Raw genomic sequence first — 20,072 nt, forward strand, 5'->3', positions numbered from 1 at the left:
GATAAGCGAAGCAGCGCGCAAATTCGCAACAAAAGTGTGGACGAATTCATCTAGACAGACTTATCCAAGACTGCAAAAACAGCAGGCAGTAACGGGAACTTTTTCTCAATAACTCGCTCTGCGCGGGGCTTGCAGCTGGGTATTTTTTATACAGCGCAGTTAAAAGTTGCTCGAAAAAGAATCAGCGCCTACAATTTTTTTTGCTTCTTGCCTTACGTCAGTTTACTTACTACAAGTAATGGGTAGTATGTACGCCGGCTATTTCCTCAATCGTGAGGAGACAGCCACTTAATTTGAAAGTCCTTGAAGGGGAACACGATGAACAACGTTCTGAAATTCTCTGCTCTGGCTCTGGCCGCAGTTCTGGCTACCGGTTGCAGCAGCGCATCGAAAGAAACCGAAGCACGTCTGACCGCTACTGAAGACGCAGCTGCTCGCTCCCAGGCTCGTGCAGACGAAGCTTACCGTAAAGCTGATGAAGCTCTGGCTGCTGCTCAAAAAGCACAACAGACTGCTGACGAAGCTAACGAGCGTGCTCTGCGCATGCTGGACAAAGCTAGCCGCAAGTAATAATCCCTCGGGATTGTTATCGAGCCGACCCGATTTTTCGGGTCGGCTTTTTTATTGCCCGTCTTTTTGTTCAGGCAATAAAAAAACCCGCCGACGCTTCACGCATCGACGGGTTCCGGACTTCGACTTACTGCTGCAGGTCGATCGGTGTATTGGCAACAATCGGTGCCGAAGTATTCGGTGTGCCGATTTCCGTTGGCAGGCCATCTTCGGCCGCAACCACATCCCGTACCACATCCCAGTTCACACGCAGGTTGCTGGTAACGTCTTCACGCTTGAGCATCGCGTTGATCACTGCGGTGTGTTTGTCGACCACTGACGGGTTGCCCTTGTCGTCGATCGGCGTGTGCGCTTCCAGATAAACCTTGCCGCCACTGCTGCCGAACTTGTAGGCATCGTTGAGGATACGCACCGACGTACCGACCGGCACCATGCCGGCCATTTCCAGCACGTTGTTGTTGAACATGCGGAAGCAGCCGTGGCTGGTACGCATGCCGATCCCGAACTTCTTGTTCGAGCCGTGGATAAGGTAGCCCGGCGTGCCCAGCGTGAACTTGAACGGGCCCAGCGGATTGTCAGGGCCGGCCGGCACTACGTTTGGCAGTGGATCGCCATCAGCGGCGTGCTCAGCCTTGATCGACGCTGGAGGCGTCCAGGTCGGGTTTGGCGTCTTGGCGGTGATCGAGGTGTGCGCAATCGGCGAACCCCAACCCTCGCGACCGATACCCAGCGGGAACGTGTAAACCACGTTGCGGCCTTTCGGGAAGTAGTAGAGGCGGTATTCGGCGAGGTTGATGACAATGCCTTCGCGCGGACCCGGCGGCAGAATGAAACGGGTCGGCAAGACGATTTCGGTGCCGGCGCCCGGCAACCAAGCATCGACGCCCGGGTTGGCTGCAACCATCTCCGAGTAGCCCAGATCGTACTTCGTGCCCAGATCGGCGAAGGTATCTTCGTACTTGGCTTTGATCACCTGCACCTGGCCGATGATGTCTTCACCGGGTGGTGGCAGGGGAAACTCCAATGCAGCAACGGGACCGGCCACACACAGGGCGGCAAGTGACAGGCAGCGGGTGACGGCAGGAAAGCGCGGCAACATCCGGAAAATCCTTCGCATGATCAACAAGGGTATAAGAGCGCGATTGTACACCGCACTTTGAATATTCGGGGAGCCACGCCGATGGACCGTGCTGAATGCGAAAAGATCGCAGCCTTCGGCAGCTCCTACAGGATTACGCGAACCCATGTAGGAGCTGCCGCAGGCTGCGATCTTTTGCTCTTAAAGCTCGAAACGCAATTCCGGCCAGATCGGCGAGGTGCCACGCTTCTGCGATTCCAGAATCGCCCGGCACAACGAGCACAGGCGCTGATCCTGAAACACCCGGCGATCCACGCTCGACCAGCGCGGTTGCGCCGGCAGCAGACTGCCGCACAAGGTGCGATCAGCCGAGCCACCGAGTTCGAGTTGACGGGTCACCAGATGCACCCGCACTTCCTGGCAGGCGAACAGATCCAGCTGCTCGTCAGGCTCGATCAGTTGGTAGGCAAACAGGGACCAGGCAGAACGCGACATCGGGGGCTCCAAATAAGGGGGCGCCACATTAGCCGAAAGCCTGCCACTAGAAAAGCCTCATAACAGCGGTTTTAGCGTCGGCCAGACATTTTCCAGCAACTTGCCCTGAGCCCCGACTGCCGGGTGCAGACCATCGGCCTGCATCAAGTCCGGATGCCCGCCCACGCCGTCGAGGAAAAACGGTACCAGCGGGATCTTTTTATCGTCGGCGAGTTTGCCGTAGACCTCGGCAAAAGCATCGGTGTAACGCTTGCCATAATTGGGCGGCAGTTGCATGCCGAGCAACAGCACCTTGGCCCCGCTCTGACGCGAGCTGTCGATCATCGAGGCAAGATTTTGTTGCAATTGAGTTGGCGGCATTCCGCGCAAGCCATCGTTGCCACCCAGTTCGAGGATCACCAGTTCCGGCTTATGCTCTGCAAGCAGCGCCGGCAGCCGCGCCTGGCCTCCGGCACTGGTGTCGCCGCTGATGGAGGCATTGACCACTTTGTCGTCGAAACCCTCCTGTTTGAGCCGTTGTTCGAGCAACGACACCCACCCCAAGCGGGTATCCAGTCCGAAACCGGCGCTGATACTATCGCCAACGATCAGGACAGTACCCGCCGCTGCGTTCTGGGCCATGCACATCAAGGCCAGGCCAGCACTCAAAAACCACACACGCATCGGATTCTCCATGGGCGCAAGCATTCTCACCGCGAAGAACCTCAGCAAAGTGGTTCCCAGCGCGGAAGGTGAACTGACTATCCTGCACGAACTCAGCCTGGAACTGAACAAGGGCGACAGCCTGGCCATCGTCGGCGCATCCGGTTCGGGCAAATCCACCCTCCTCGGCCTGCTCGCCGGTCTCGATCTGCCGAGCAGTGGCGAAGTCATCCTCGCCGGCCAGGGCCTGAGCAATCTCGATGAAGACCAGCGCGCACGCATTCGTGCCGAACACGTCGGTTTCGTCTTTCAATCGTTTCAACTGCTCGACAGCCTCAACGCACTGGAAAACGTCATGCTGCCGCTGGAACTCGACGGCCGCAAAGACGCCCGCGAACGTGCGACTGAATTGCTCCAGCGCGTCGGCCTTGGCCAGCGCCTGACCCATTCGCCGCGCCAGCTCTCCGGTGGTGAGCAACAACGTGTGGCGATCGCCCGTGCGTTTGCTGCCGAGCCTGACGTGCTGTTCGCCGACGAACCCACCGGCAACCTCGACAGCCACACCGGTGAGCGCATCAGCGACTTGCTCTTCGAATTGAACAAGGAACGCGGCACCACCCTGGTGCTGGTGACCCACGACGAACGCCTGGCCCATCGCTGCCGGCGTCTGATCCGACTTGAAGCCGGGCTGTTGGTCGCCCCTCTGGAGCCTTGATGGCACGTTTGCCGCTGTTGCGTCTGTTCAGTCTCGCCATTCGCCAGCTCATGCGCGATGCCCGCGCCGGCGAATTGCGCGTGTTGTTTTTCGCCTTGGTCGTCGCGGTGGCGGCGAGTACCGCCATCGGCTATTTCGGCGCCCGACTGAATGGCGCGATGATGCTGCGCGCGACCGAGTTCCTCGGCGCCGACCTGGTGCTTGAGGGAAGTTCGCCAGCACGCGAAGAACAGATCAGGAGCGGCACCGAGCTGCGTCTGAATCATGCGCAAGTGGTGGAGTTTTCCAGCGTCATCGCCACCGACAATGGCATTCAGCTGTCGAGCATCAAAGCCGTCGACCGCACCTACCCGTTGCGCGGTGAACTGAAGAGCGCACCTGCTCCGTTCGCCGCCGAAGAAACCGGCGGTGAACCGCAACCCGGCGAAGCCTGGGTCGAGGCACGCCTGCTGACCGCTCTGGATCTGAAGATCGGCGACAGCATCGATGTCGGCATGAAGACATTGAAAATGACCCGTGTGCTGACTTACGAACCGGATCGCGCCGGCAATTTCTATAGCCTGACGCCGCGGGTAATGATCAACCTTGACGACCTCGCCGCCACCGGCGTGGTGCAACCCGGCAGCCGCGTGAGTTACCGCGAACTGTGGCGCGGTGAACCGCAGGCGCTGGAAACCTATCGACAGCTGATCAAACCCGGGCTCGCCGCCAACCAGCGGATTCAGGATGCCCGCGACGGCAACCGGCAGATTGGCGGTGCACTCGGTAAGGCCGAGCGTTATCTGAACATGGCCAGTCTGGTCGCCGTGCTGTTGGCCGGTGTCGCGGTGGCGTTGTCGGCTAACCGCTTTGCCAGTCGCCGCTTCGATGCCAGCGCCTTGCTGCGCTGCCTCGGCCTATCGCGCCGGGAAACCATGGTGCTGTTCAGTTTGCAGTTGACCGTGCTCGGCCTGCTCGCCGCACTCAGCGGAGCGCTGCTCGGCTGGCTGGCACAACTGGGTTTGTTCGCACTGCTGCATGATTTGTTGCCAAGCGATGTGCCTCCGGGCGGTCTGTTTCCAGCCATCGCCGGCATCGGCACCGGGCTCGTCGCACTCGCCGGTTTCGCCTTGCCGCCGCTGGCCGCATTGGGTCGCGTGCCGCCGCTGCGTGTGCTGCGCCGGGACATGCTGCCGATTCCGTCGAGCACGTGGATGGTTTATGGCGCCGCTCTGGGTGCGCTCGGTTTGATCATGTGGCGCCTGAGTCTGGATCTGCTGCTGACATTCGCCCTGCTCGGCGGTGGCGTGGTCGCCGCGTTGGTACTGGGTGGTTTGCTGCTGTTGTTGCTGCAAAGCCTGCGGCGGATGCTCGCCCGAGCTTCGCTGCCATGGCGCCTGGGCCTGGGCCAGTTGCTGCGCCATCCGTTGGCAGCGGCCGGTCAGTCGTTGGCGTTCGGTCTGATTCTGCTGTCGATGGCCTTGATCGCTCTATTACGTGGCGAACTGCTCGACACCTGGCAAAACCAGCTACCGAAAAACGCTCCCAACTATTTTGCCCTGAACATTCTGCCGGCAGACAAACAGGCCTTCACCGATCACCTGATCAAGGTGTCCGCGCAAGCGGCGCCACTGTATCCGGTGGTACCGGGACGGCTGATCAGCATCAACGGCGACGCCGTGCAGCAAATCGTCAGCAAGGATTCGGCGGGCGACCGCGCCATTCAAAGAGATTTGAGTCTGACCTGGGCCGCTGAATTACCGGCGGGCAACAAGCTCACTTCGGGTGAATGGTGGAAGGATCAGCCGACCGACGATGTTCCCGGCGTATCGGTGGAAGGCAAAGTCGCCGAAAGCCTCAAGCTCAAACTCGGCGATCACATGGTGTTCAGTGTCGGCGGGGTCAATCGCGAGGCGAAGGTCACCAGCCTGCGCGAAATCAACTGGGACAACTTCCAGCCGAACTTCTTCATGATCTTCCAGCCCGGCACGTTGAAGGATCTGCCGGCGACTTACCTGACCAGCTTCTATCTGGCGCCGGGCCATGACCAGCAGATCGTCGAACTGTCGCGTACCTTCCCGGCGGTGACCATTCTTCAGGTAGAAGCGCTGCTCGAACAGCTGCGCAGCATCCTCGCCCAAGTCACCCTGGCCGTGGAATATGTGTTGTTGTTTGTTTTGGCAGCGGGCATGGCCGTGCTGTTTTCCGGCTTGCAGTCGACTCTGGATGAACGTATTCGCCAAGGGGCGCTGTTGCGTGCACTGGGGGCGGAGCGGCAGTTGCTCATCAAGGCACGGCGTATCGAGTTCGGTTTGCTCGGTGCGGTCAGCGGATTGCTCGCGGCGATCGGCTCGGAAGTGGTGAGTCTGGTGTTGTATCGCTACGCGTTCGATCTGCCGTGGCACCCGCATCCATGGTTGTTGGTGCTGCCGTTGATTGGCGCCGCGCTGATTGGGGGGGCCGGCGTGTTCGGTACGCGCCGGGCACTCAACGCAAGTCCACTGACAGTGTTGCGTGAGGGTTGATAGACTCAGTCGGTCTTAATCACAAGAAGTTGCCATGAGCCGTTATCGCCCTCCCCGCACCGCCGGCACCGCGTTGATCACCCCTGAAGGTGAAGCGCGGATGCGTGCCGAATTTCATGAGCTGTGGCATGTGCGCCGTCCGCAGGTGACGCAATCGGTCAGCGAAGCGGCGGCTCAGGGTGATCGCTCGGAGAACGCCGAATACACCTACGGCAAGAAGATGCTGCGCGAGATCGACAGTCGCGTGCGCTTTCTGACCAAACGCCTGGAAGCGCTCAAGGTCGTCAGCGAAAAACCCAGTGATCCGAACAAAGTCTACTTCGGCGCCTGGGTGACCATCGAAGACGAAGACGGCAAGCAATCGCGCTACCGCATCGTCGGCCCGGATGAACTGGATCTGAAACTGGGCCTGATCAGCATCGACTCACCACTGGCCCGCGCCTTGATCGGCAAGGCGCTGGATGCAGAAGTCCGGGTGCAGACTCCGACTGGTGAACAGTTCGTTTACATCGTCGCCATCGACTATCCGTAAAGCGTATCAGCGGCGAGTGATCAGGCCCTGCCGCGCAACGCGGACCAGTTGTTTGATCATCTCTGGTGCATCTTCGGCAGTCGGGGCCTGAATCACTGCCAGATCAAAACTGTCAGTGGCGAAACGCGCCAGCGACTCGCCGTCTTCAACGAACTGGATGAGGAACGCGGCAGGACCGCCGCTGCGACGTGGCCAGCCATCGAGATAACGCAACAGCGTCGGCTGATGTTTGCCGCCAAGGAGAATTTTCGGGTTGCGCTGGGTGATATGTGCCGTGATCGGCGCGGGACGTGCTGGAGGGCGTAGTGCATTCATCATGTCGTGTCTCTGCCTCAAAAGTCTGCATGGCAGGTGAGAGGCAACACCGAACCAGCGCTTTAGCGGTATTTCAAAGCCCTGTTCCGGCTTCTGACGGCAACTGTTGAAAGTCACCTGGCGCCCCGCAAGTAGCTGTTTAAATCGGCGCATGGGCAACATCCTAGAGAACGTGACCGATGAGTGTCAAGAATCAGCCGCAACAAAAAAGGCCCGCACAATGCGGGCCTTTTCCTTGAGCCAGAGCGGTTAACCGGCGATGGCGCGGTCCACCGAGAGCTTGCCGGCGCCTTCGATGAGTACAGCGAGGCTGCCACCGAGCAGGGCGAGAGCGAACTCGTAACCGTTGTTGGCCATAAACAGACCGTTGCTGATGTGTACGGTGAAGATCGCCACCAGCGACAGGAAGGTCAGACCCAATGCTGCCGGACGCACCAGCAGGCCGATGATCAAGGCCAGGCCGGCGAAGAACTCAGTACCGCCCGCCAGCGTCGCCATCAGGTAGCCCGGGTGCAGACCAATGCTGTCCATGTACTGCGCCGTACCTGCCAGACCATAACCACCGAACAGTCCGAAAAGCTTTTGCGAACCGTGCGCAGCGAAGATTACGCCGACCGCAATGCGCAGGATGGTCAGACCGTAGCCAGCGCGGGTGAACAGTACTTTGTTGATCAGAGAGCTCATGGGGCATTCCTTGTTTTGCGAGAAGTTGTGTGTGTTGGTTGGCCGCTATATTAATCAGTAAATTTCATGTTAAAAGCGCAAATATTCCGCCATAACAATCAGTTTATTAGATCATTTCCGTGAGACGACTTTTTGCGCCCCGGGCTCCAACGACTCCCGCTCCCGGTCGAACGCCAAGTAATACTTGTTCACGCTATTAACATAGCTGACCGGCCCCATTCCTACCTGCTCCATGGCAATGCGCTCGACCTGGAAGAACCACTGGTTAGGATTCAGCCCCCGGCGTCGGGCCTCGGCGCGCATGCCCTGCACGCGCTCGGGGCCAATGTTGTAGGCCGCGAGGGTGAACGCCATGCGCTCGCGTTCATTGAGCTTGGGGCTGTTGAAGAACTTGCGGCGGATCATCGCCAGATATTTGGCCCCGGCCTGCACATTCGCATCAAGATTCTGAATGTTGCTCACGCCGACTCGCTGAGCGGCGGAAGGCGTGATCTGCATCAGCCCGGTCGGGCCACTGCCGCTGCGGGCATTGGGTTGCAGGCGTGATTCCTTGAACGCCAGTGCGGCCAGATTGAGCCAGTCCATGTTCTGCGCCTGGGCGTGCTTTTGCAGGGTCGGGCGCAGTTTTTCCAAGCGCTGGCGGTCAGCCTTGGCCAATGGATAGTGGACTTGATAGAGACGGCGATAGATGCGCAGAAACGCAACGTCTTCGTTGGACGGCTTCTTGTAACCACCGAGGAAGCGATCAATGCTCGCGCGCAACATCGAAGCGTCGCGGCGCACGAACCAGTACTCCTCGCCCGGCTCGCTGATCATCAGTTGCCGGTCAAAGCGCAGTTTCGGCAGGATTTTGCCCCAGCGCTCGGCGATCGGTTGTTCGACGATGGTCAGGTGAAAAATACCGCCCTGAACCATCTCCAGCACATCCTCGACCGCCAGGGTCGGATCGACCCATTCGATCTTGATCGGCGCCAGTTTGTGCAACGCCAGTTTCTGATTGAGCTGACTGACCGCCTCCCCCGCCGCACTGCCGGTGGGCAGCGCCAGGGTTTTACCGGAGAGCTGCTCGACCTTGGTGTAGCGGCGCTCACCCTTGATCCCGACCAACACCAGCGGCACGTTGCTGGCGATCGGTTCGCTACTGGCCACGGCATAGCCAGATTGCAGATCGAGCAATTCACCCGGTGCGACCAGATCACCTTCGCCACGCTGCAAGGCGCCGAGCAATTGGTCCTTGGCTTTGGGAATGATCTTGAGGGTGATTTCCTGGCCATCGCGGGCATGGCCATTGAGGTATTGCTCGAAGGCACGCAGGCGATGGTATTCGACGCCGATGGCCTGGCCCTGAACTTCGCCGGAGCTGTTGCGGCTCTGGTTGACCAGTACGCGCAACACGCGGCTGCTGCGAATCTCGGACAAGTCACGCACCTTGGCCGCCGGCACGGCTTGCAGCGGCCCGGGCAGGCGCGCAACCGCCGTCATCGGCAGCAACAACGATCCACACAACAGCAGCAAAACCGAGGGACGAATCATCCACTCTCCGAAAAGAATACGGGGTGATTTCATCTCTTTGAGTTCGAAATCACCGACGAAAACAGAGCGCCTGGAGCGCTGGCAAAGTGCGAGAGACTGGCACAGTAATGGCACTTCTGCCAAACCGGGCTGCGTCGCGGCATCAAGAGACAGCTATAACTCGTTGTAGTTCTTGGCTTTTCTTATGAATCTACAGCTCTGGTATGCTTTCCGGCCTTCGGCCCGAGGTAGCAACCATGCAACTCATCGATATCGGCGTCAACCTGACCAACCCCAGTTTCGCCGACAAACACCAGGCCGTACTCGACCGCGCCTATGCGGCCGGGGTCTGCCAACTGGTGCTGACCGGCACCAGCGTCGAGGGCAGCGAACAGGCTCTGGAGCTGTGCCAGCAACTGGATGAGAGCGGTCAACGGCTGTTCGCCACCGCCGGTATTCACCCGCATTCGGCCAGTGACTGGAACACGGACAGTGCCCGTCGTTTGCGCAGCCTGCTGCAAGAGAAAAACGTCGTTGCCGTGGGTGAATGCGGTCTCGATTTCAACCGTGATTTCTCGCCGCGCCCACAGCAGGAAAGAGTCCTCGAAGAGCATTTGGCCTTAGCCGTTGAACTGCAATTGCCGGTGTTCCTGCATGAGCGTGATGCCAGCCAGCGCCTGTTGGAAATCCTCAAAGGCTTCCGTGATCACCTGCCCGCCGCTGTCGTGCATTGCTTCACCGGTGAGCAAAAGGCGCTGTTCAGCTACCTTGATCTGGATCTGCACATCGGCATCACTGGCTGGATCTGCGACGAACGCCGTGGCACGCATTTGCATCCGCTGGTCAAAGAGATCAAACGTGGACGCTTGATGCTGGAAAGCGATGCGCCTTATCTGCTGCCGCGCACCCTGCGCCCGAAGCCAAAGAACGGGCGCAATGAGCCGGGGTATCTGACTGAAGTGCTGCGCGAAGTGGCGTTGCATCGTGGCGAAACCGAGGAGGATCTGGCAGCGCACACCACCGCGTGCGCCCGCGCGTTCTACAACCTCCCGGCCCTTCCTGACACACCATAATTCCCTTGTGGGAGCGAGCCTGCTCGCGAAAGCGGTGATTCAGATGGCAATGATGTTGACTGACACGCCCTCTTCGCGAGCAGGCTCGCTCCCACAGGGGGAACAATGCGCCCTGTTGACTCATATCAAGATCTTCCGACCTGCATAGCGGCACAATGCTGGCACCTTGCCAAAACTGTTTCCGCTATCAGAGAAGACCTCCATGGGTGCCTGGCTTAGCAATATCTCGCTGAAGTACAAATTCTGGGCGGTCAATGCGGTCGCCTTCGTTACCACCCTGCTGTTGGTGTTGTACGCCGTGCAGCTCGAACAACAGGCGCGCAGTCACGCCTCACAAGCCTCCGCACAGGCCCAGGCGCAACTGCTCAAGGCTTGGCCGGCCGGGCAGCCATTGCCTAAAGCCGATCAGGTGCTGACCTTCAAGCGCGGCGAAGCACCGCGCCTGAACGATCAACCCTTGCTGGAAATCACGGAAAGCAACGGTTGGAACGAGATCAATCACCTGCCGCTGTTCGGCGACAACCCGTTGATGGGCGCTGAGGTGTTCAGCCGCGCCGACGGTCAACAGGTCGCGGTGATTGCCTACGGCCCGAGCCTGAGTCAGGTGTTCAGCGAGCGTTTCGCCAATTACGCGGTGGCGGTGTTCATTCTGATGTTCGCCATGCTGTGTGCCTCGCAACTGCTGATCCGTTTCCTGCTCAGCCAGCTCAACACGCTGAAAGACGTGATGCTCCACGTCGAGAAAAGCGGCGATCTCTCGGCCCGAGTACCGCTGGCCGGCAAAGATGAAGTCGGGCAGATGGCCAATGCGTTTAACGCGATGCAGGCCGGTTACCAGCGCGTTGTGACCACCGTCGCCAACACCGCACGGCAACTGGATGTCGGCGCGGCGCGGCTGGCGTCGAGCATGAACGAAGTGCGCCACGGCATGCTCGGTCAGCAGAGCGAAACCGATCAGGCGGCCACGGCGATCAATGAAATGACCGCCACCGTTTATCACATCGCCCAACACGCCGGCGCCACCCGCGACCTGTCGCAGACCGCCGACGGCCTCGCCGGCAGCGGTCAGCAAGTGGTCGCCCGGGTGCAGCAGTCGATTGCCGGGCTGTCCAGCGGTGTTCAGCAGACGGCCGAGATGATTCAACGGCTGGCCGAGGACAGTCAGAAGATCAACGGCGTGGTCAGCGTGATTCACAGCATTGCCGAGCAGACCAACTTGCTCGCCCTGAACGCCGCCATCGAAGCGGCCCGCGCCGGTGAAATGGGCCGAGGGTTTGCCGTGGTCGCCGATGAGGTGCGCAATCTGGCGAAACGGGTGCAGACCTCGACCGACGAGATCACCACGATGGTCTCGGCCTTGCAGGCTGGCACTCGCGACGCGGTGGACTTCATGCAGGAGAGTTCGTACAAGGCCGACGACTGCGTGCAGCAGGCGCAAGAGGCCGGCGCGGCGCTGGCGGAGATCACCGGAGCGGTAGCGCAGATGCGTGAGAGCAACACGCAGATTGCCGTGGCGGCGGAGCAGCAGAGCCAGGTCGCCGAAGAGATGAATCGGGCGGTGGTGAGCATTCGTGATGTGACCGAGAACACCGTGCAGCAAACTGTGGATTCGGCGACGACCAGTAATGAGTTGGCGACGCTGGCTGGGGAGTTGAGCAAGGCCATAGGTCAATTGAAGCTCTGAAGATCAAAAGATCGCAGCCTTCGGCAGCTCCTACAGATGTACGCATTTCAATGTAGGAGCTGCCGAAGGCTGCGATCTTTTTTGTCCATCATCCCTATGATGCCAATAGCCAACCTTGATTCGCCGCCCTCCGCGCCCGGGCCTATTCTTCAACCATGAGTTCAACATGGATCGAGGAGTAGAAAACATGGGCAAACGTCACCCCAACCTTCCCGCGTGGCAATGGCGCGCGTACCCGGGCAATCATCAGCACCCGACCAATCTGGTGTTGCACCTGATCGCTGTGCCGTTATTCATCGTCGCGTTTCTGCTGATTGTCTCCGGGGTGTTCAGCCTGAGTCTGGCCAGCGTCGCCATCGGCGTGATCGGAATCGTCGCGGCGCTGGGTTTGCAGCGTCACGGCCACAGTCTGGAGACGCAAGCCTCCGAGCCGTTCAGTGATCGTAAAGATGCGGTGTCGCGGTTACTGGTCGAGCAGTTTCTGACTTTTCCGCGCTTCTTTCTCAGTGGCGGCTGGTGGCGCGCCTGGCGTGAGCGCCACCGTCGGCATTGAGTCAGGCGAAGATCGTGACCGTCTGACGACTCATTGCAATCAACTCCCCTTCTGCGCTCCATAACTTGGCGGCGACATGGCCGTAGCCGTCGGCGGCGTACTCGATGTCGGCCAGGTATTGGCACCAGTCCAGCGTGCTCAAGTCGCGTAACGGCTGAACGAATTCGATGGTCCAGGTCAGCGTGCTGCCGGGTGCAGGCTTCTTCAGATACGGCAACAGCGCCGGCGGCCATGCGTCCACCAGGGCCAACAAATGCGCCTCATTGACCGGCTCTTCTTTGACATCCCCACGCAAGCGCACCCAGCCGCCCATCAGCCGCGATTGCGTGCCGGTGAACGGCATACCGCCGACACTCCAGCGCATTGCCAGATGACGCATGAATTCCGGGGTCACGCCTTTGATGTACGGCAACTCCTGGCATTCGTCCCAGTGTTTCATTGACGGCGCCGGATACGCTTCCACGGCGACTTCCGAAGGCCGCGAAGCGCCAAAACTGCCTTGGACGATTGTCACCACCTGACCATTCTGCATCGCCCGGCCCATGACCTGGCTGACGGCTTTGCCTTCACGCAGCACATCCACTTCGAAACTCACCGGGACTTCAGGCTCGACCGGGCCGACAAAAGTGATCGCCAATGAACGCACCGGACGATCCGCCGGCACTTTCGCGCGCATGGCTTCGTATTGCAGCGCGGCAACCAGACCACCGAAACTGGCACGGCCCTGGCCCCATTCGGCAGGAATTGTCAGTTCCGGTTGGCGGCGGACCGCCTCGAGCAGATCGCTAAAGCGCATGGCAACCTCAGAAAACGAGAAAGGAATGCAGCGATCTTAACCAGACCTGCACAGCGCCGCAGCGTCTATTCCGGTCAAAGAGACTGACAGAAAGGCCTTAAACCTATATCCGCCACATTGAAGATCCCTTGTAGGAGTGAGCCTGCTCGCGATAGCGGTCTGACAGCCAACACATTTGTTGAATGTCTGACCGCTATCGCGAGCAGGCTCACTCCTACAGGGGATTGGTGGTGATTCAGGATTATTTGAAACAGGCTGAACCGAGTTTTTCCAGCACGCGATCAGCCTTGCTTTCGGTTTTGATCATGGTCGCCTGCCAAGTGGCGACGCACGGTTGAAGATCAGCCTCCAGCTCGGCTTTCGCCAACCATTGCCAGCAATCGTGCCAGTCGCCCAACGCGCTTTGCGCATACTTCAATCGCTTCAGCGCCGCGGCGGGCAAGCGGTCCAGTTCGGGATAAGCTTCGATGCCGTAGCGCACGCGTTTGATCAGCAAACGCAAGCGATGGCGGTCGTGAGCGGGATCGTGCAGCGCCTCGTCGAGTTTCTGCCATTGCTTGCCGAGGCGTTTTTCGATGCGCTTGTCCAAGCCCTTGAGCAATCCCTGACGCTGGGAAGCACGCAGGAAACGCGGGAAAGCATCGAGAATCATCAACAGCGAAGCCACCTCGGCACTCGCCGCCAGCGCCGGATAGGCCTCGGCCATTTGCGCCATGCGGCGTTGCGCAGCTTCAGGCTGATCATGCTGAAGCAAGTACGCCGCCAACACTTCGCGATCGCGCCATGGCGTGGTCAATTGGCCGACTGCCGAAGCGGCGTCTTCCAGTTGCTCGACACCCGGCAAGCCGCGCAATGGCCGCAACAGGCTGCGCAAGCGCCGCACCGTAGTGCGCAGATCATGCAACGCTTCGGGGTCGGTGCGTGCCGTCAATCGCGCCTGGCAGGCCAACAGACGCACCTCCAGACTCAGGACATGAGCCACCAACCGGTCAACCAACGCAGACATCACTTGCTCCTGATTCAAATGGCTCTGACGATCATTCTGCTGACCAGCGAACGCAGCCTCCTTGCTTCACGTCAGCAGCTTAGCGGCCGGCGCGGGATTCGCGAATGTAGAAACGCGCTTTCTCGGCTTTCTTGCTGCAGCCTTCGAAACCCTCGAATTGTTGCTGGGTCTTGGCGGCGGTCAGCAGCGACAACGCTTTGGAGTAGCTGACGGTGCCGGCAAAGCCTTCGGCCTTGGCCAGATCCAGCTCATGCCAGGCCGCGTCGAGCTGGCTGCCGCAGCTGTCGCGGTAAGCGGTTTTACCGGCGCAACCGGCCAATACCAAAGCCATCAACGGCACACAGATCCAGGCTTTCATCACTCACACCTCAAAATAGGTCAACAGTCGTGCAGGTAAGACGGCTTGGCTACGAAAAAGTGCCTTGCCGGCGGGTGAAACCGCGCAACTGAGAAGGATAGCGCCGAAGGGTCATGCAGTATCGAAAAAACGACGTCACTGGCGCACTGAACGACTTCGGCGATTGAGCCGACCCGGCGATGGGTGCATTGTGCAACCTTGTCGGGAGGAAGTTTGATGAAAAAGCGTGTCGCACTGGTGCTGGGCTCCGGTGGCGCCCGGGGTTATGCCCATATCGGAGTCATTGAAGAGATCGAACGACGCGGTTACGACATCGCCTGCATTGCCGGGTGTTCGATGGGCGCGGTAGTCGGCGGGATCTACGCCGCCGGTAAACTCGACGTTTACAAGAACTGGATCGAAAGTCTCGACTATCTGGATGTGCTGCGGCTGGTCGACGTGAGTTTCCGGCTCGGTGCGATTCGCGGCGAAAAGGTCTTCGGGCAGATCCGCAAGATCGTCGGCGAAATCAACATCGAAGACTTGCGCATCCCCTACACCGCCGTCGCCGCCGACCTCACCAACCAGCAGGAAATCTGGTTTCAGGAAGGCTGCCTGCATCAGGCGATGCGCGCCTCGGCGGCGATTCCCAGCCTGTTCACGCCGGTGATGCAAGGCAATCGCATGCTGGTCGACGGCGGCATTCTCAACCCGTTGCCGATCGTGCCGGTGGTGTCGAGCCACTGTGATCTGATCATTGCGGTCAATCTCAACTCGACCAACCAGCGTCACTACAAATTGCCAGTCATCCAGCGCCCGGCCGCGTTCCGCTCACGCTTCGACAGCCTGATCAGTTCGCTGGGATCGAAGATGCCGTTCCGCCGAACACAGGCCGAGCAATTGTTGCGGCTCGAACAGGAAGCGCTGCGCGCCGAAGCGGCGGACATCAATCCCTGGCTGGACGGCGCCGAGCCGGAGAGTCAACAACCGGCGGCCGCGCCCGAGCGTGAAGGCGCACCGAAATCGGCGACCGGTTCGTTCATCATCGATAACGTCGGACCGGCCTCGTTGCTGGATTTGATCAACCAGAGTTTCGAGGTGATGCAGACCTCGCTGGCGCAGTACAAGATTGCCGGATATCCGCCGGACATCCTGATCAACGTACCGAAGCGGGTGTGCCGGTTTTTCGAGTTCTACAAGGCGCCGGAGTTGATCGCGTTGGGGCGCGAGATTGCGCGGGATACGCTGGATCGGTATGACAGTGAGCAGAGCAGAGAGCCTTGAAGCTCTCCGTTGTCTCAAAGCCGCCTTCGCGAGCAGGCTCGCTCCCACAGGGGATTTGTGAACGACGCAGATCCAGTGTGGGAGCGAGCCTGCTCGCGAAGAGGCCAGATCAGCCAACATCACTCAATAGCCGATAGCCAACCCCGGCCTCCGTGACAATAAACCGCGGCCGCGTCGGATCATCCGCCAGTTTCTGGCGCAAATGCCCCACCACAATCCGCAGATAATGGCTGTCCTCGGTGTGCGTCGGCCCCCAGATATCCTTGAGCAATTGCTGCTGGGTAATCACTCGCCCCGGATGCCGTGCCAGTTGCGCCAGCACCGCGTATTCCTTGCGCGTCAGCGCCACTTCGACACCATCGAGCAACACTCGCCGATAGGCCAGATCCACCGTCAACGGGCCGAAACTCAACGCCGCCTGCTGCGCCTCCCCCGCCGGTGCCTGACGCAACAACGCACGCACCCGGGCGAGAAATTCCTGAATACCAAACGGCTTGGTCACGTAGTCATTGGCGCCGCCATCCAGTGCCTCGACCTTCTGCCCTTCGCTGGCGCGCACCGACAGCACCAGCACCGGCGCCGTGGCCCATTCGCGAAACTCGCGCAGCACTTGCTGGCCGTCCATGTCCGGCAGGCCGAGGTCGAGCACCAGCAAGTCCGGCTTGTTCAAGGCGGCCTGCGCCAGCCCTTCGGCACCCGTGCCAGCCTCGAGCACTTTGTAGCCCTGGGAAGCGAGGCTGATGCGCAGGAACTTGCGAATCTGCGGTTCGTCGTCGATGACCAAAATGGTCGCGGTCTGGCTCATGAATTCACATCAACACAAAAGAGTGGCAAGAGAGTAGCGCAGTCGCAATCAGGCTTCATCGTCCATCCCCGGTTGCGTCTGCAACGGCAAGTGCAAGGTGATGCAGGTGCCGCGCCCATCGATGCCGTCGGCGACACTGATACGACCGCCGTGCGCGCCGACCATGCCCTGACAGATCGCCAGCCCGAGGCCGGTGCCCTGCCCCCCGCGATCACCCCGGGCAGCGGTGTAGAACATATCGAAAATCTTCGCCCGTTCATCCTCGGGAATCCCCGGCCCTTCATCGCTGACCGAGAAGAAAATCTCCTCGTCATTCGCTCCCGCACTGAGTTGCAAGCGACCGTGAACGGGTGAGAAACGCGCTGCGTTTTCCAGCACATTGACCAACGCCTGCTCGATCAGCGCGGCATGCACGAACAGCAGCGGTAACTCCGCCGGCACATCGGTGCTGACCTGCAGCGGCGCGAGCACTGCACGCAGACGATTGAGCGAACTGCCGACGATGTCGGCGGGCGACACCCAGTCTCGCGCAAGTTTCAACGCACCGTGGCCGAGCCGGGTCATGTCGAGCAGATTCTGGATGTAGCGGTCGAGGCGTTCGGCTTCGTCGCGGGTGCCTTCGAGCAACTCGCGACGGTCTTCCAGCGGGATCGCCTCGCCGAGGGCCAACAGGCTGTCGATACTGCCGCGCATGGCGGTCAGCGGCGTGCGCAAATCGTGGGACACGGAGGCCAGCAAGGCACTGCGCAGTTGTTCGGTTTCACCGTGCAGGCGCGCGGCTTCCAGGTCATCGGCCAATTGCGCGCGCGCCAGCGCTTGTGCGAGCGGCTGACTCAATGCGGTGAGCAAGCGGCGACGCTGGCCACTCAAGGTCTGGCCTTCTTTGGCGCAGACACCGAGCAGCGCCAGCGGTCCGTCCTCGACCGATAACGGCCACCACCACCAGCGCCCGAATGGCAGCGTGCCGGTACCCATGCCCGCCGGTTGATCGTGCTGCCAGGCCCAGTCGGCGGCGGCACGCTCGGACTCGGTAAACTCCAACGGCCCGCCGGTCTCGACTTTCCAGCCGCCCTGGCCGTCGCGATTAAGCAGGCACAGTTGCAGATCGCTCCAGCCATTGAGGTGTTGCGCGGCGGCGCTGACCACGGCTTGGCGATCGGTCGCGGCGGTGAGTTTGCGCGACAGGTCGAGCAGTTCGGTGGTTTCTTCCTGGGTGTCGCGCAACGCCTGCAATTGCCGACGCTGACGCGCCGCGAGGTTGCCCGTCAGTGCCGCCATCAACAGGAAAAACAGCAGGGTCAGCACATCTTCTTCGCGCTGAATGCTGAAAGAAAAATTCGGCGGGATGAACAGAAAATCGTAGGTCAGAAACGACAGCGCCGCACAAGCCAGCGCCGGGCCGAGACTGCTGCGCACCGCCACCAGCAACACGGCCGCAAGGAACACCAGCGAGATGTTCGGCAACGGCAACACACTCGACACTGCCCACGCCAAGGCACTGGCCAACACGGTGGCGACCAACGCCAGCGCATAGTCGAACCACACCAGTGTCAGCGGGTTTCGCGGGCGCGCCTGCGGGTGTTCATGATCGTTGTCGAGGACGTTGATTTCCAGCCCATGGGCCTGACGCAACAGACGCGCCGCCAAGCCACCGCCGAACAGTCGACGACGCCAACTCGGCCGAGACTGGCCGACCAACACCAGACTCGCACGGCGCTCGGCAGCATGCTGGACCAAGGTTTTCGCCACCTCACCGGCGCGCAATAAAACCACTTCACCACCGAGGCGCTCCGCCAATTGCTGAGCGCTTTGCAGGCGCAGACGCGATTGCTCATCACGCACCGCACCGTTATCGACGTGCACCAGACTCCACGGCAGATGCCGACGCTGAGCGACGCGACTGGCGTGGCGCACGAGGCGTTCGGCCTGCGCATCACCATCAACGCCGACCAATAATCGGCCACGCACCGCTGGCGCGGCCTGACCGAGTTGGCGATAGCCTTGGGCGAGATCGTTGTCGACCTGCGCGGCAGCCGTTTGCATCGCCAGTTCGCGCAGTGCAGTGAGGTTGGTCTGGGTGAAAAACGCATCGATCGCTGCGCGCGCCTGCTCGGGCACGTAGACCTTGCCTTCGCGCAAGCGCTCGAGCAATTCGCGCGGCGGCAGGTCGATCAGCAGCAGTTCGTAAGCTTCTTGCAGTACCCAGTCGGGCAGCGTCTCGCGCACCTGCACACCGGTAATGCCGCGCACTTGGTCGTTGAGGCTTTCCAGGTGCTGGACGTTGACCGTGGTGAACACGTCGATGCCGGCGGCGAGCAGTTCCTGAATGTCTTGCCAGCGTTTCGCGTGGCGACTGCCGGGGGCGTTGCTGTGAGCGAGTTCATCCACCAGCACAAGTTTCGGCTTGGCGGCGAGCAGGCCGTCGAGGTCCATTTCTTCGAGCATCACGCCACGGTACTCCGAGCGCACCAGCGGCTGCTGCGGCAAGCCGCCGAGCAGCGCTTCGGTTTCCGCCCGGCCGTGGGTTTCGACGACGCCAGCGATGACTTTCACGCCTTGGCGCAGTTGCGTGTGCGCAGCCTGAAGCATGGCGTAGGTCTTGCCGACACCGGGGGCGGCGCCGAGGAAAACCTTCAGGCGGCCACGGCCGTCACGGGGCAGGTCTGCTAACAGCGCGTCGGCGCGGCCGGAGTCGCTCATGCTTGATGCTCTCTCTTCCTGATTGATCGTTCCCACGCTCTGCGTGGGAATGCAGCCCGGGACGCTCTGCGTCCCATAAAAGCAGACGCAGAGCGTCTATTGATGCATTCCCACGCAGAGCGTGGGAACGAGCATCGACTACAGTTTTTCCAGTGCCATATTCAGCTCCAGCACATTCACCACCGGCGGCCCCACCAGCGGCTGCTCGATGTGCGCATCGAGCAGTTGCTGCAAGGTCGACACCGGCAGATTGCGTGCTGTCGCGACACGCGCCAGTTGATAGGCAATTGCTGCCGGTGGCAAGTGTGGATCGAGGCCGCTGCCGGAAGTGGTCAGCAAGGCCAATGGCACCGGACCTTGACCCGGAACCTGCAGTTTGTTGGCCTCATCGATCACCCGTGTGGCGAGCGCCGGATTGCTCGGTGCCAGGTTGCTCGCGCTGCTGGAAACGGTCGCGAAGGCACCGGCGGAGGGACGTGGATGGAACCAGGCATCGCCGACAAAATCCTGGGCGATCAGCGACGAGCCACGGACCTTGCCAGCGGCGTCGTGCACCAGGCTGCCGTTGGCTTGAGCGGGAAATGCGACTTGCGCGACACCCGTCACCACCAGTGGATAGGCAACGCCGGTGACCAGGGTCATCAGCACCAGCAGGCTCAGGGCCGGACGTATCATTGTGGACATAGCAAAATCCTCGAATTCGTTGGGCAAACTTTGGTGGGGTGCCAGGGGGATCTTTTCCCCCTCACCCCAGCCCTCTCCCCCAAGGGGGCGAGGGGGAAAGGGA

The 20,072-nt window shown here is 60.6% G+C and carries 20 protein-coding genes; 8 read left to right on the forward strand and 12 right to left on the reverse strand.

Annotated features, from left to right (window positions below; genetic code table 11):
* Positions 1–318: 318 nt before the first annotated feature.
* On the forward strand, positions 319–570 hold the full coding sequence (oprI, locus tag AB4N44_RS08610) for an outer membrane lipoprotei OprI (protein ID WP_003199355.1): 252 nt from the start codon (positions 319–321) through the stop codon (positions 568–570).
* A gap of 127 nt (positions 571–697) precedes the next feature.
* On the opposite strand, the gene AB4N44_RS08615 is transcribed toward oprI, so the two are convergent.
* The 3 genes from AB4N44_RS08615 to AB4N44_RS08625 form a co-directional block, all read right to left on the reverse strand.
* A complete protein-coding gene (locus AB4N44_RS08615) occupies positions 698–1,669 on the reverse strand; it encodes a L,D-transpeptidase family protein (RefSeq protein WP_127929247.1) in 972 nt (323 codons plus the stop codon).
* A 180-nt stretch (positions 1,670–1,849) separates the two neighbouring features.
* Positions 1,850–2,143 carry a hypothetical protein gene (locus tag AB4N44_RS08620; RefSeq protein ID WP_007908575.1) on the reverse strand — a complete coding sequence of 98 codons (294 nt, stop codon included), beginning with the start codon at positions 2,141–2,143 and terminating at the stop codon, positions 1,850–1,852.
* Between the two features lie 57 nt (positions 2,144–2,200).
* On the reverse strand, positions 2,201–2,806 hold the full coding sequence (locus AB4N44_RS08625) for an arylesterase (RefSeq protein WP_034155253.1): 606 nt from the start codon (positions 2,804–2,806) through the stop codon (positions 2,201–2,203).
* Positions 2,807–2,816: 10 nt separating this feature from the next.
* Between AB4N44_RS08625 and AB4N44_RS08630 the strand changes: the two genes are divergently transcribed.
* The 3 genes from AB4N44_RS08630 to greB are packed head-to-tail and all read left to right on the forward strand — an operon-like array spanning position 2,817 to position 6,536.
* Complete coding sequence (locus AB4N44_RS08630; protein WP_007908572.1) at positions 2,817–3,500, forward strand: ABC transporter ATP-binding protein; 684 nt, start codon at positions 2,817–2,819, stop codon at positions 3,498–3,500.
* The gene (locus AB4N44_RS08635) at positions 3,500–6,004 is read left to right on the forward strand and encodes an ABC transporter permease (protein ID WP_460109286.1); all 2,505 of its coding nucleotides are present in this window, start codon (positions 3,500–3,502) and stop codon (positions 6,002–6,004) included. Before AB4N44_RS08630 ends, AB4N44_RS08635 begins: the two co-directional genes overlap by 1 nt.
* A gap of 34 nt (positions 6,005–6,038) precedes the next feature.
* Positions 6,039–6,536 carry a transcription elongation factor GreB gene (gene greB / locus AB4N44_RS08640; RefSeq protein WP_003226818.1) on the forward strand — a complete coding sequence of 166 codons (498 nt, stop codon included), beginning with the start codon at positions 6,039–6,041 and terminating at the stop codon, positions 6,534–6,536.
* Between the two features lie 6 nt (positions 6,537–6,542).
* Here the strand turns inward: greB and AB4N44_RS08645 are convergent, their stop codons facing one another.
* The 3 genes from AB4N44_RS08645 to AB4N44_RS08655 all read right to left on the reverse strand — a co-directional run bounded on the left by AB4N44_RS08645 (position 6,543) and on the right by AB4N44_RS08655 (position 9,068).
* Positions 6,543–6,851, reverse strand: coding sequence for a hypothetical protein (locus tag AB4N44_RS08645; protein ID WP_077573983.1), 309 nt, complete (start codon positions 6,849–6,851; stop codon positions 6,543–6,545).
* 249 nt (positions 6,852–7,100) lie between these two features.
* Positions 7,101–7,535, reverse strand: coding sequence for a DoxX family protein (locus AB4N44_RS08650; protein WP_007908568.1), 435 nt, complete (start codon positions 7,533–7,535; stop codon positions 7,101–7,103).
* 111 nt (positions 7,536–7,646) lie between these two features.
* The gene (locus tag AB4N44_RS08655) at positions 7,647–9,068 is read right to left on the reverse strand and encodes an MltF family protein (protein WP_460109283.1); all 1,422 of its coding nucleotides are present in this window, start codon (positions 9,066–9,068) and stop codon (positions 7,647–7,649) included.
* A gap of 236 nt (positions 9,069–9,304) precedes the next feature.
* Here AB4N44_RS08655 and AB4N44_RS08660 point away from each other — a divergent pair, with 236 nt between their 5' ends.
* The 3 genes from AB4N44_RS08660 (at position 9,305) to AB4N44_RS08670 (ending at position 12,357) form a co-directional block, all read left to right on the forward strand.
* Complete coding sequence (locus AB4N44_RS08660) at positions 9,305–10,120, forward strand: TatD family hydrolase (protein ID WP_127929252.1); 816 nt, start codon at positions 9,305–9,307, stop codon at positions 10,118–10,120.
* A 202-nt stretch (positions 10,121–10,322) separates the two neighbouring features.
* Positions 10,323–11,804, forward strand: coding sequence for a methyl-accepting chemotaxis protein (locus tag AB4N44_RS08665; protein WP_150750705.1), 1,482 nt, complete (start codon positions 10,323–10,325; stop codon positions 11,802–11,804).
* 187 nt (positions 11,805–11,991) lie between these two features.
* On the forward strand, positions 11,992–12,357 hold the full coding sequence (locus AB4N44_RS08670) for a DUF962 domain-containing protein (RefSeq protein ID WP_127929254.1): 366 nt from the start codon (positions 11,992–11,994) through the stop codon (positions 12,355–12,357).
* A 1-nt stretch (position 12,358) separates the two neighbouring features.
* Here the strand turns inward: AB4N44_RS08670 and AB4N44_RS08675 are convergent, their stop codons facing one another.
* From AB4N44_RS08675 to AB4N44_RS08685, 3 genes are all read right to left on the reverse strand, one after another.
* Positions 12,359–13,153 carry an acyl-CoA thioesterase gene (locus AB4N44_RS08675; RefSeq protein ID WP_220556664.1) on the reverse strand — a complete coding sequence of 265 codons (795 nt, stop codon included), beginning with the start codon at positions 13,151–13,153 and terminating at the stop codon, positions 12,359–12,361.
* A 241-nt stretch (positions 13,154–13,394) separates the two neighbouring features.
* Positions 13,395–14,159: a CHAD domain-containing protein gene (locus tag AB4N44_RS08680; protein ID WP_460109281.1), complete on the reverse strand. Its 765-nt coding sequence runs from the start codon at positions 14,157–14,159 to the stop codon at positions 13,395–13,397.
* 79 nt (positions 14,160–14,238) lie between these two features.
* Complete coding sequence (locus tag AB4N44_RS08685) at positions 14,239–14,517, reverse strand: hypothetical protein (protein ID WP_016770894.1); 279 nt, start codon at positions 14,515–14,517, stop codon at positions 14,239–14,241.
* 216 nt (positions 14,518–14,733) lie between these two features.
* Between AB4N44_RS08685 and AB4N44_RS08690 the strand changes: the two genes are divergently transcribed.
* Positions 14,734–15,780 carry a patatin-like phospholipase family protein gene (locus tag AB4N44_RS08690; protein ID WP_127929258.1) on the forward strand — a complete coding sequence of 349 codons (1,047 nt, stop codon included), beginning with the start codon at positions 14,734–14,736 and terminating at the stop codon, positions 15,778–15,780.
* Positions 15,781–15,889: 109 nt separating this feature from the next.
* Here AB4N44_RS08690 and AB4N44_RS08695 read toward each other — a convergent pair whose 3' ends face one another.
* The 3 genes from AB4N44_RS08695 to kdpC form a co-directional block, all read right to left on the reverse strand.
* Entirely contained in the window at positions 15,890–16,585 is a 696-nt protein-coding gene (locus AB4N44_RS08695) for a response regulator (RefSeq protein WP_150750702.1), read from the reverse strand.
* A 48-nt stretch (positions 16,586–16,633) separates the two neighbouring features.
* Positions 16,634–19,285 carry a DUF4118 domain-containing protein gene (locus AB4N44_RS08700; RefSeq protein ID WP_460109278.1) on the reverse strand — a complete coding sequence of 884 codons (2,652 nt, stop codon included), beginning with the start codon at positions 19,283–19,285 and terminating at the stop codon, positions 16,634–16,636.
* Positions 19,286–19,423: 138 nt separating this feature from the next.
* Positions 19,424–19,969, reverse strand: coding sequence for a potassium-transporting ATPase subunit KdpC (gene kdpC, locus AB4N44_RS08705; protein WP_460109275.1), 546 nt, complete (start codon positions 19,967–19,969; stop codon positions 19,424–19,426).
* Positions 19,970–20,072: the final 103 nt, after the last annotated feature.

The sequence above is a fragment of the Pseudomonas sp. S3_C06 genome, from assembly GCF_054667675.1.

What these genes read in the sequence shown, in the direction of transcription:
- kdpC (WP_460109275.1), bottom strand. Translation starts at nt 19,969, where the DNA reads ATGTCCACAATGATACGTCCGGCCCTGAGCCTGCTGGTGCTGATGACC.
- AB4N44_RS08630 (WP_007908572.1), top strand. Translation starts at nt 2,817, where the DNA reads ATGGGCGCAAGCATTCTCACCGCGAAGAACCTCAGCAAAGTGGTTCCC.
- greB (WP_003226818.1), top strand. Translation starts at nt 6,039, where the DNA reads ATGAGCCGTTATCGCCCTCCCCGCACCGCCGGCACCGCGTTGATCACC.
- AB4N44_RS08670 (WP_127929254.1), top strand. Translation starts at nt 11,992, where the DNA reads ATGGGCAAACGTCACCCCAACCTTCCCGCGTGGCAATGGCGCGCGTAC.
- AB4N44_RS08620 (WP_007908575.1), bottom strand. Translation starts at nt 2,143, where the DNA reads ATGTCGCGTTCTGCCTGGTCCCTGTTTGCCTACCAACTGATCGAGCCT.
- AB4N44_RS08655 (WP_460109283.1), bottom strand. Translation starts at nt 9,068, where the DNA reads ATGATTCGTCCCTCGGTTTTGCTGCTGTTGTGTGGATCGTTGTTGCTG.
- AB4N44_RS08675 (WP_220556664.1), bottom strand. Translation starts at nt 13,153, where the DNA reads ATGCGCTTTAGCGATCTGCTCGAGGCGGTCCGCCGCCAACCGGAACTG.
- AB4N44_RS08635 (WP_460109286.1), top strand. Translation starts at nt 3,500, where the DNA reads ATGGCACGTTTGCCGCTGTTGCGTCTGTTCAGTCTCGCCATTCGCCAG.
- AB4N44_RS08650 (WP_007908568.1), bottom strand. Translation starts at nt 7,535, where the DNA reads ATGAGCTCTCTGATCAACAAAGTACTGTTCACCCGCGCTGGCTACGGT.
- oprI (WP_003199355.1), top strand. Translation starts at nt 319, where the DNA reads ATGAACAACGTTCTGAAATTCTCTGCTCTGGCTCTGGCCGCAGTTCTG.
- AB4N44_RS08645 (WP_077573983.1), bottom strand. Translation starts at nt 6,851, where the DNA reads ATGAATGCACTACGCCCTCCAGCACGTCCCGCGCCGATCACGGCACAT.
- AB4N44_RS08660 (WP_127929252.1), top strand. Translation starts at nt 9,305, where the DNA reads ATGCAACTCATCGATATCGGCGTCAACCTGACCAACCCCAGTTTCGCC.
- AB4N44_RS08625 (WP_034155253.1), bottom strand. Translation starts at nt 2,806, where the DNA reads ATGCGTGTGTGGTTTTTGAGTGCTGGCCTGGCCTTGATGTGCATGGCC.
- AB4N44_RS08690 (WP_127929258.1), top strand. Translation starts at nt 14,734, where the DNA reads ATGAAAAAGCGTGTCGCACTGGTGCTGGGCTCCGGTGGCGCCCGGGGT.
- AB4N44_RS08665 (WP_150750705.1), top strand. Translation starts at nt 10,323, where the DNA reads ATGGGTGCCTGGCTTAGCAATATCTCGCTGAAGTACAAATTCTGGGCG.
- AB4N44_RS08685 (WP_016770894.1), bottom strand. Translation starts at nt 14,517, where the DNA reads ATGAAAGCCTGGATCTGTGTGCCGTTGATGGCTTTGGTATTGGCCGGT.
- AB4N44_RS08695 (WP_150750702.1), bottom strand. Translation starts at nt 16,585, where the DNA reads ATGAGCCAGACCGCGACCATTTTGGTCATCGACGACGAACCGCAGATT.
- AB4N44_RS08680 (WP_460109281.1), bottom strand. Translation starts at nt 14,159, where the DNA reads ATGTCTGCGTTGGTTGACCGGTTGGTGGCTCATGTCCTGAGTCTGGAG.
- AB4N44_RS08700 (WP_460109278.1), bottom strand. Translation starts at nt 19,285, where the DNA reads ATGAGCGACTCCGGCCGCGCCGACGCGCTGTTAGCAGACCTGCCCCGT.
- AB4N44_RS08615 (WP_127929247.1), bottom strand. Translation starts at nt 1,669, where the DNA reads ATGTTGCCGCGCTTTCCTGCCGTCACCCGCTGCCTGTCACTTGCCGCC.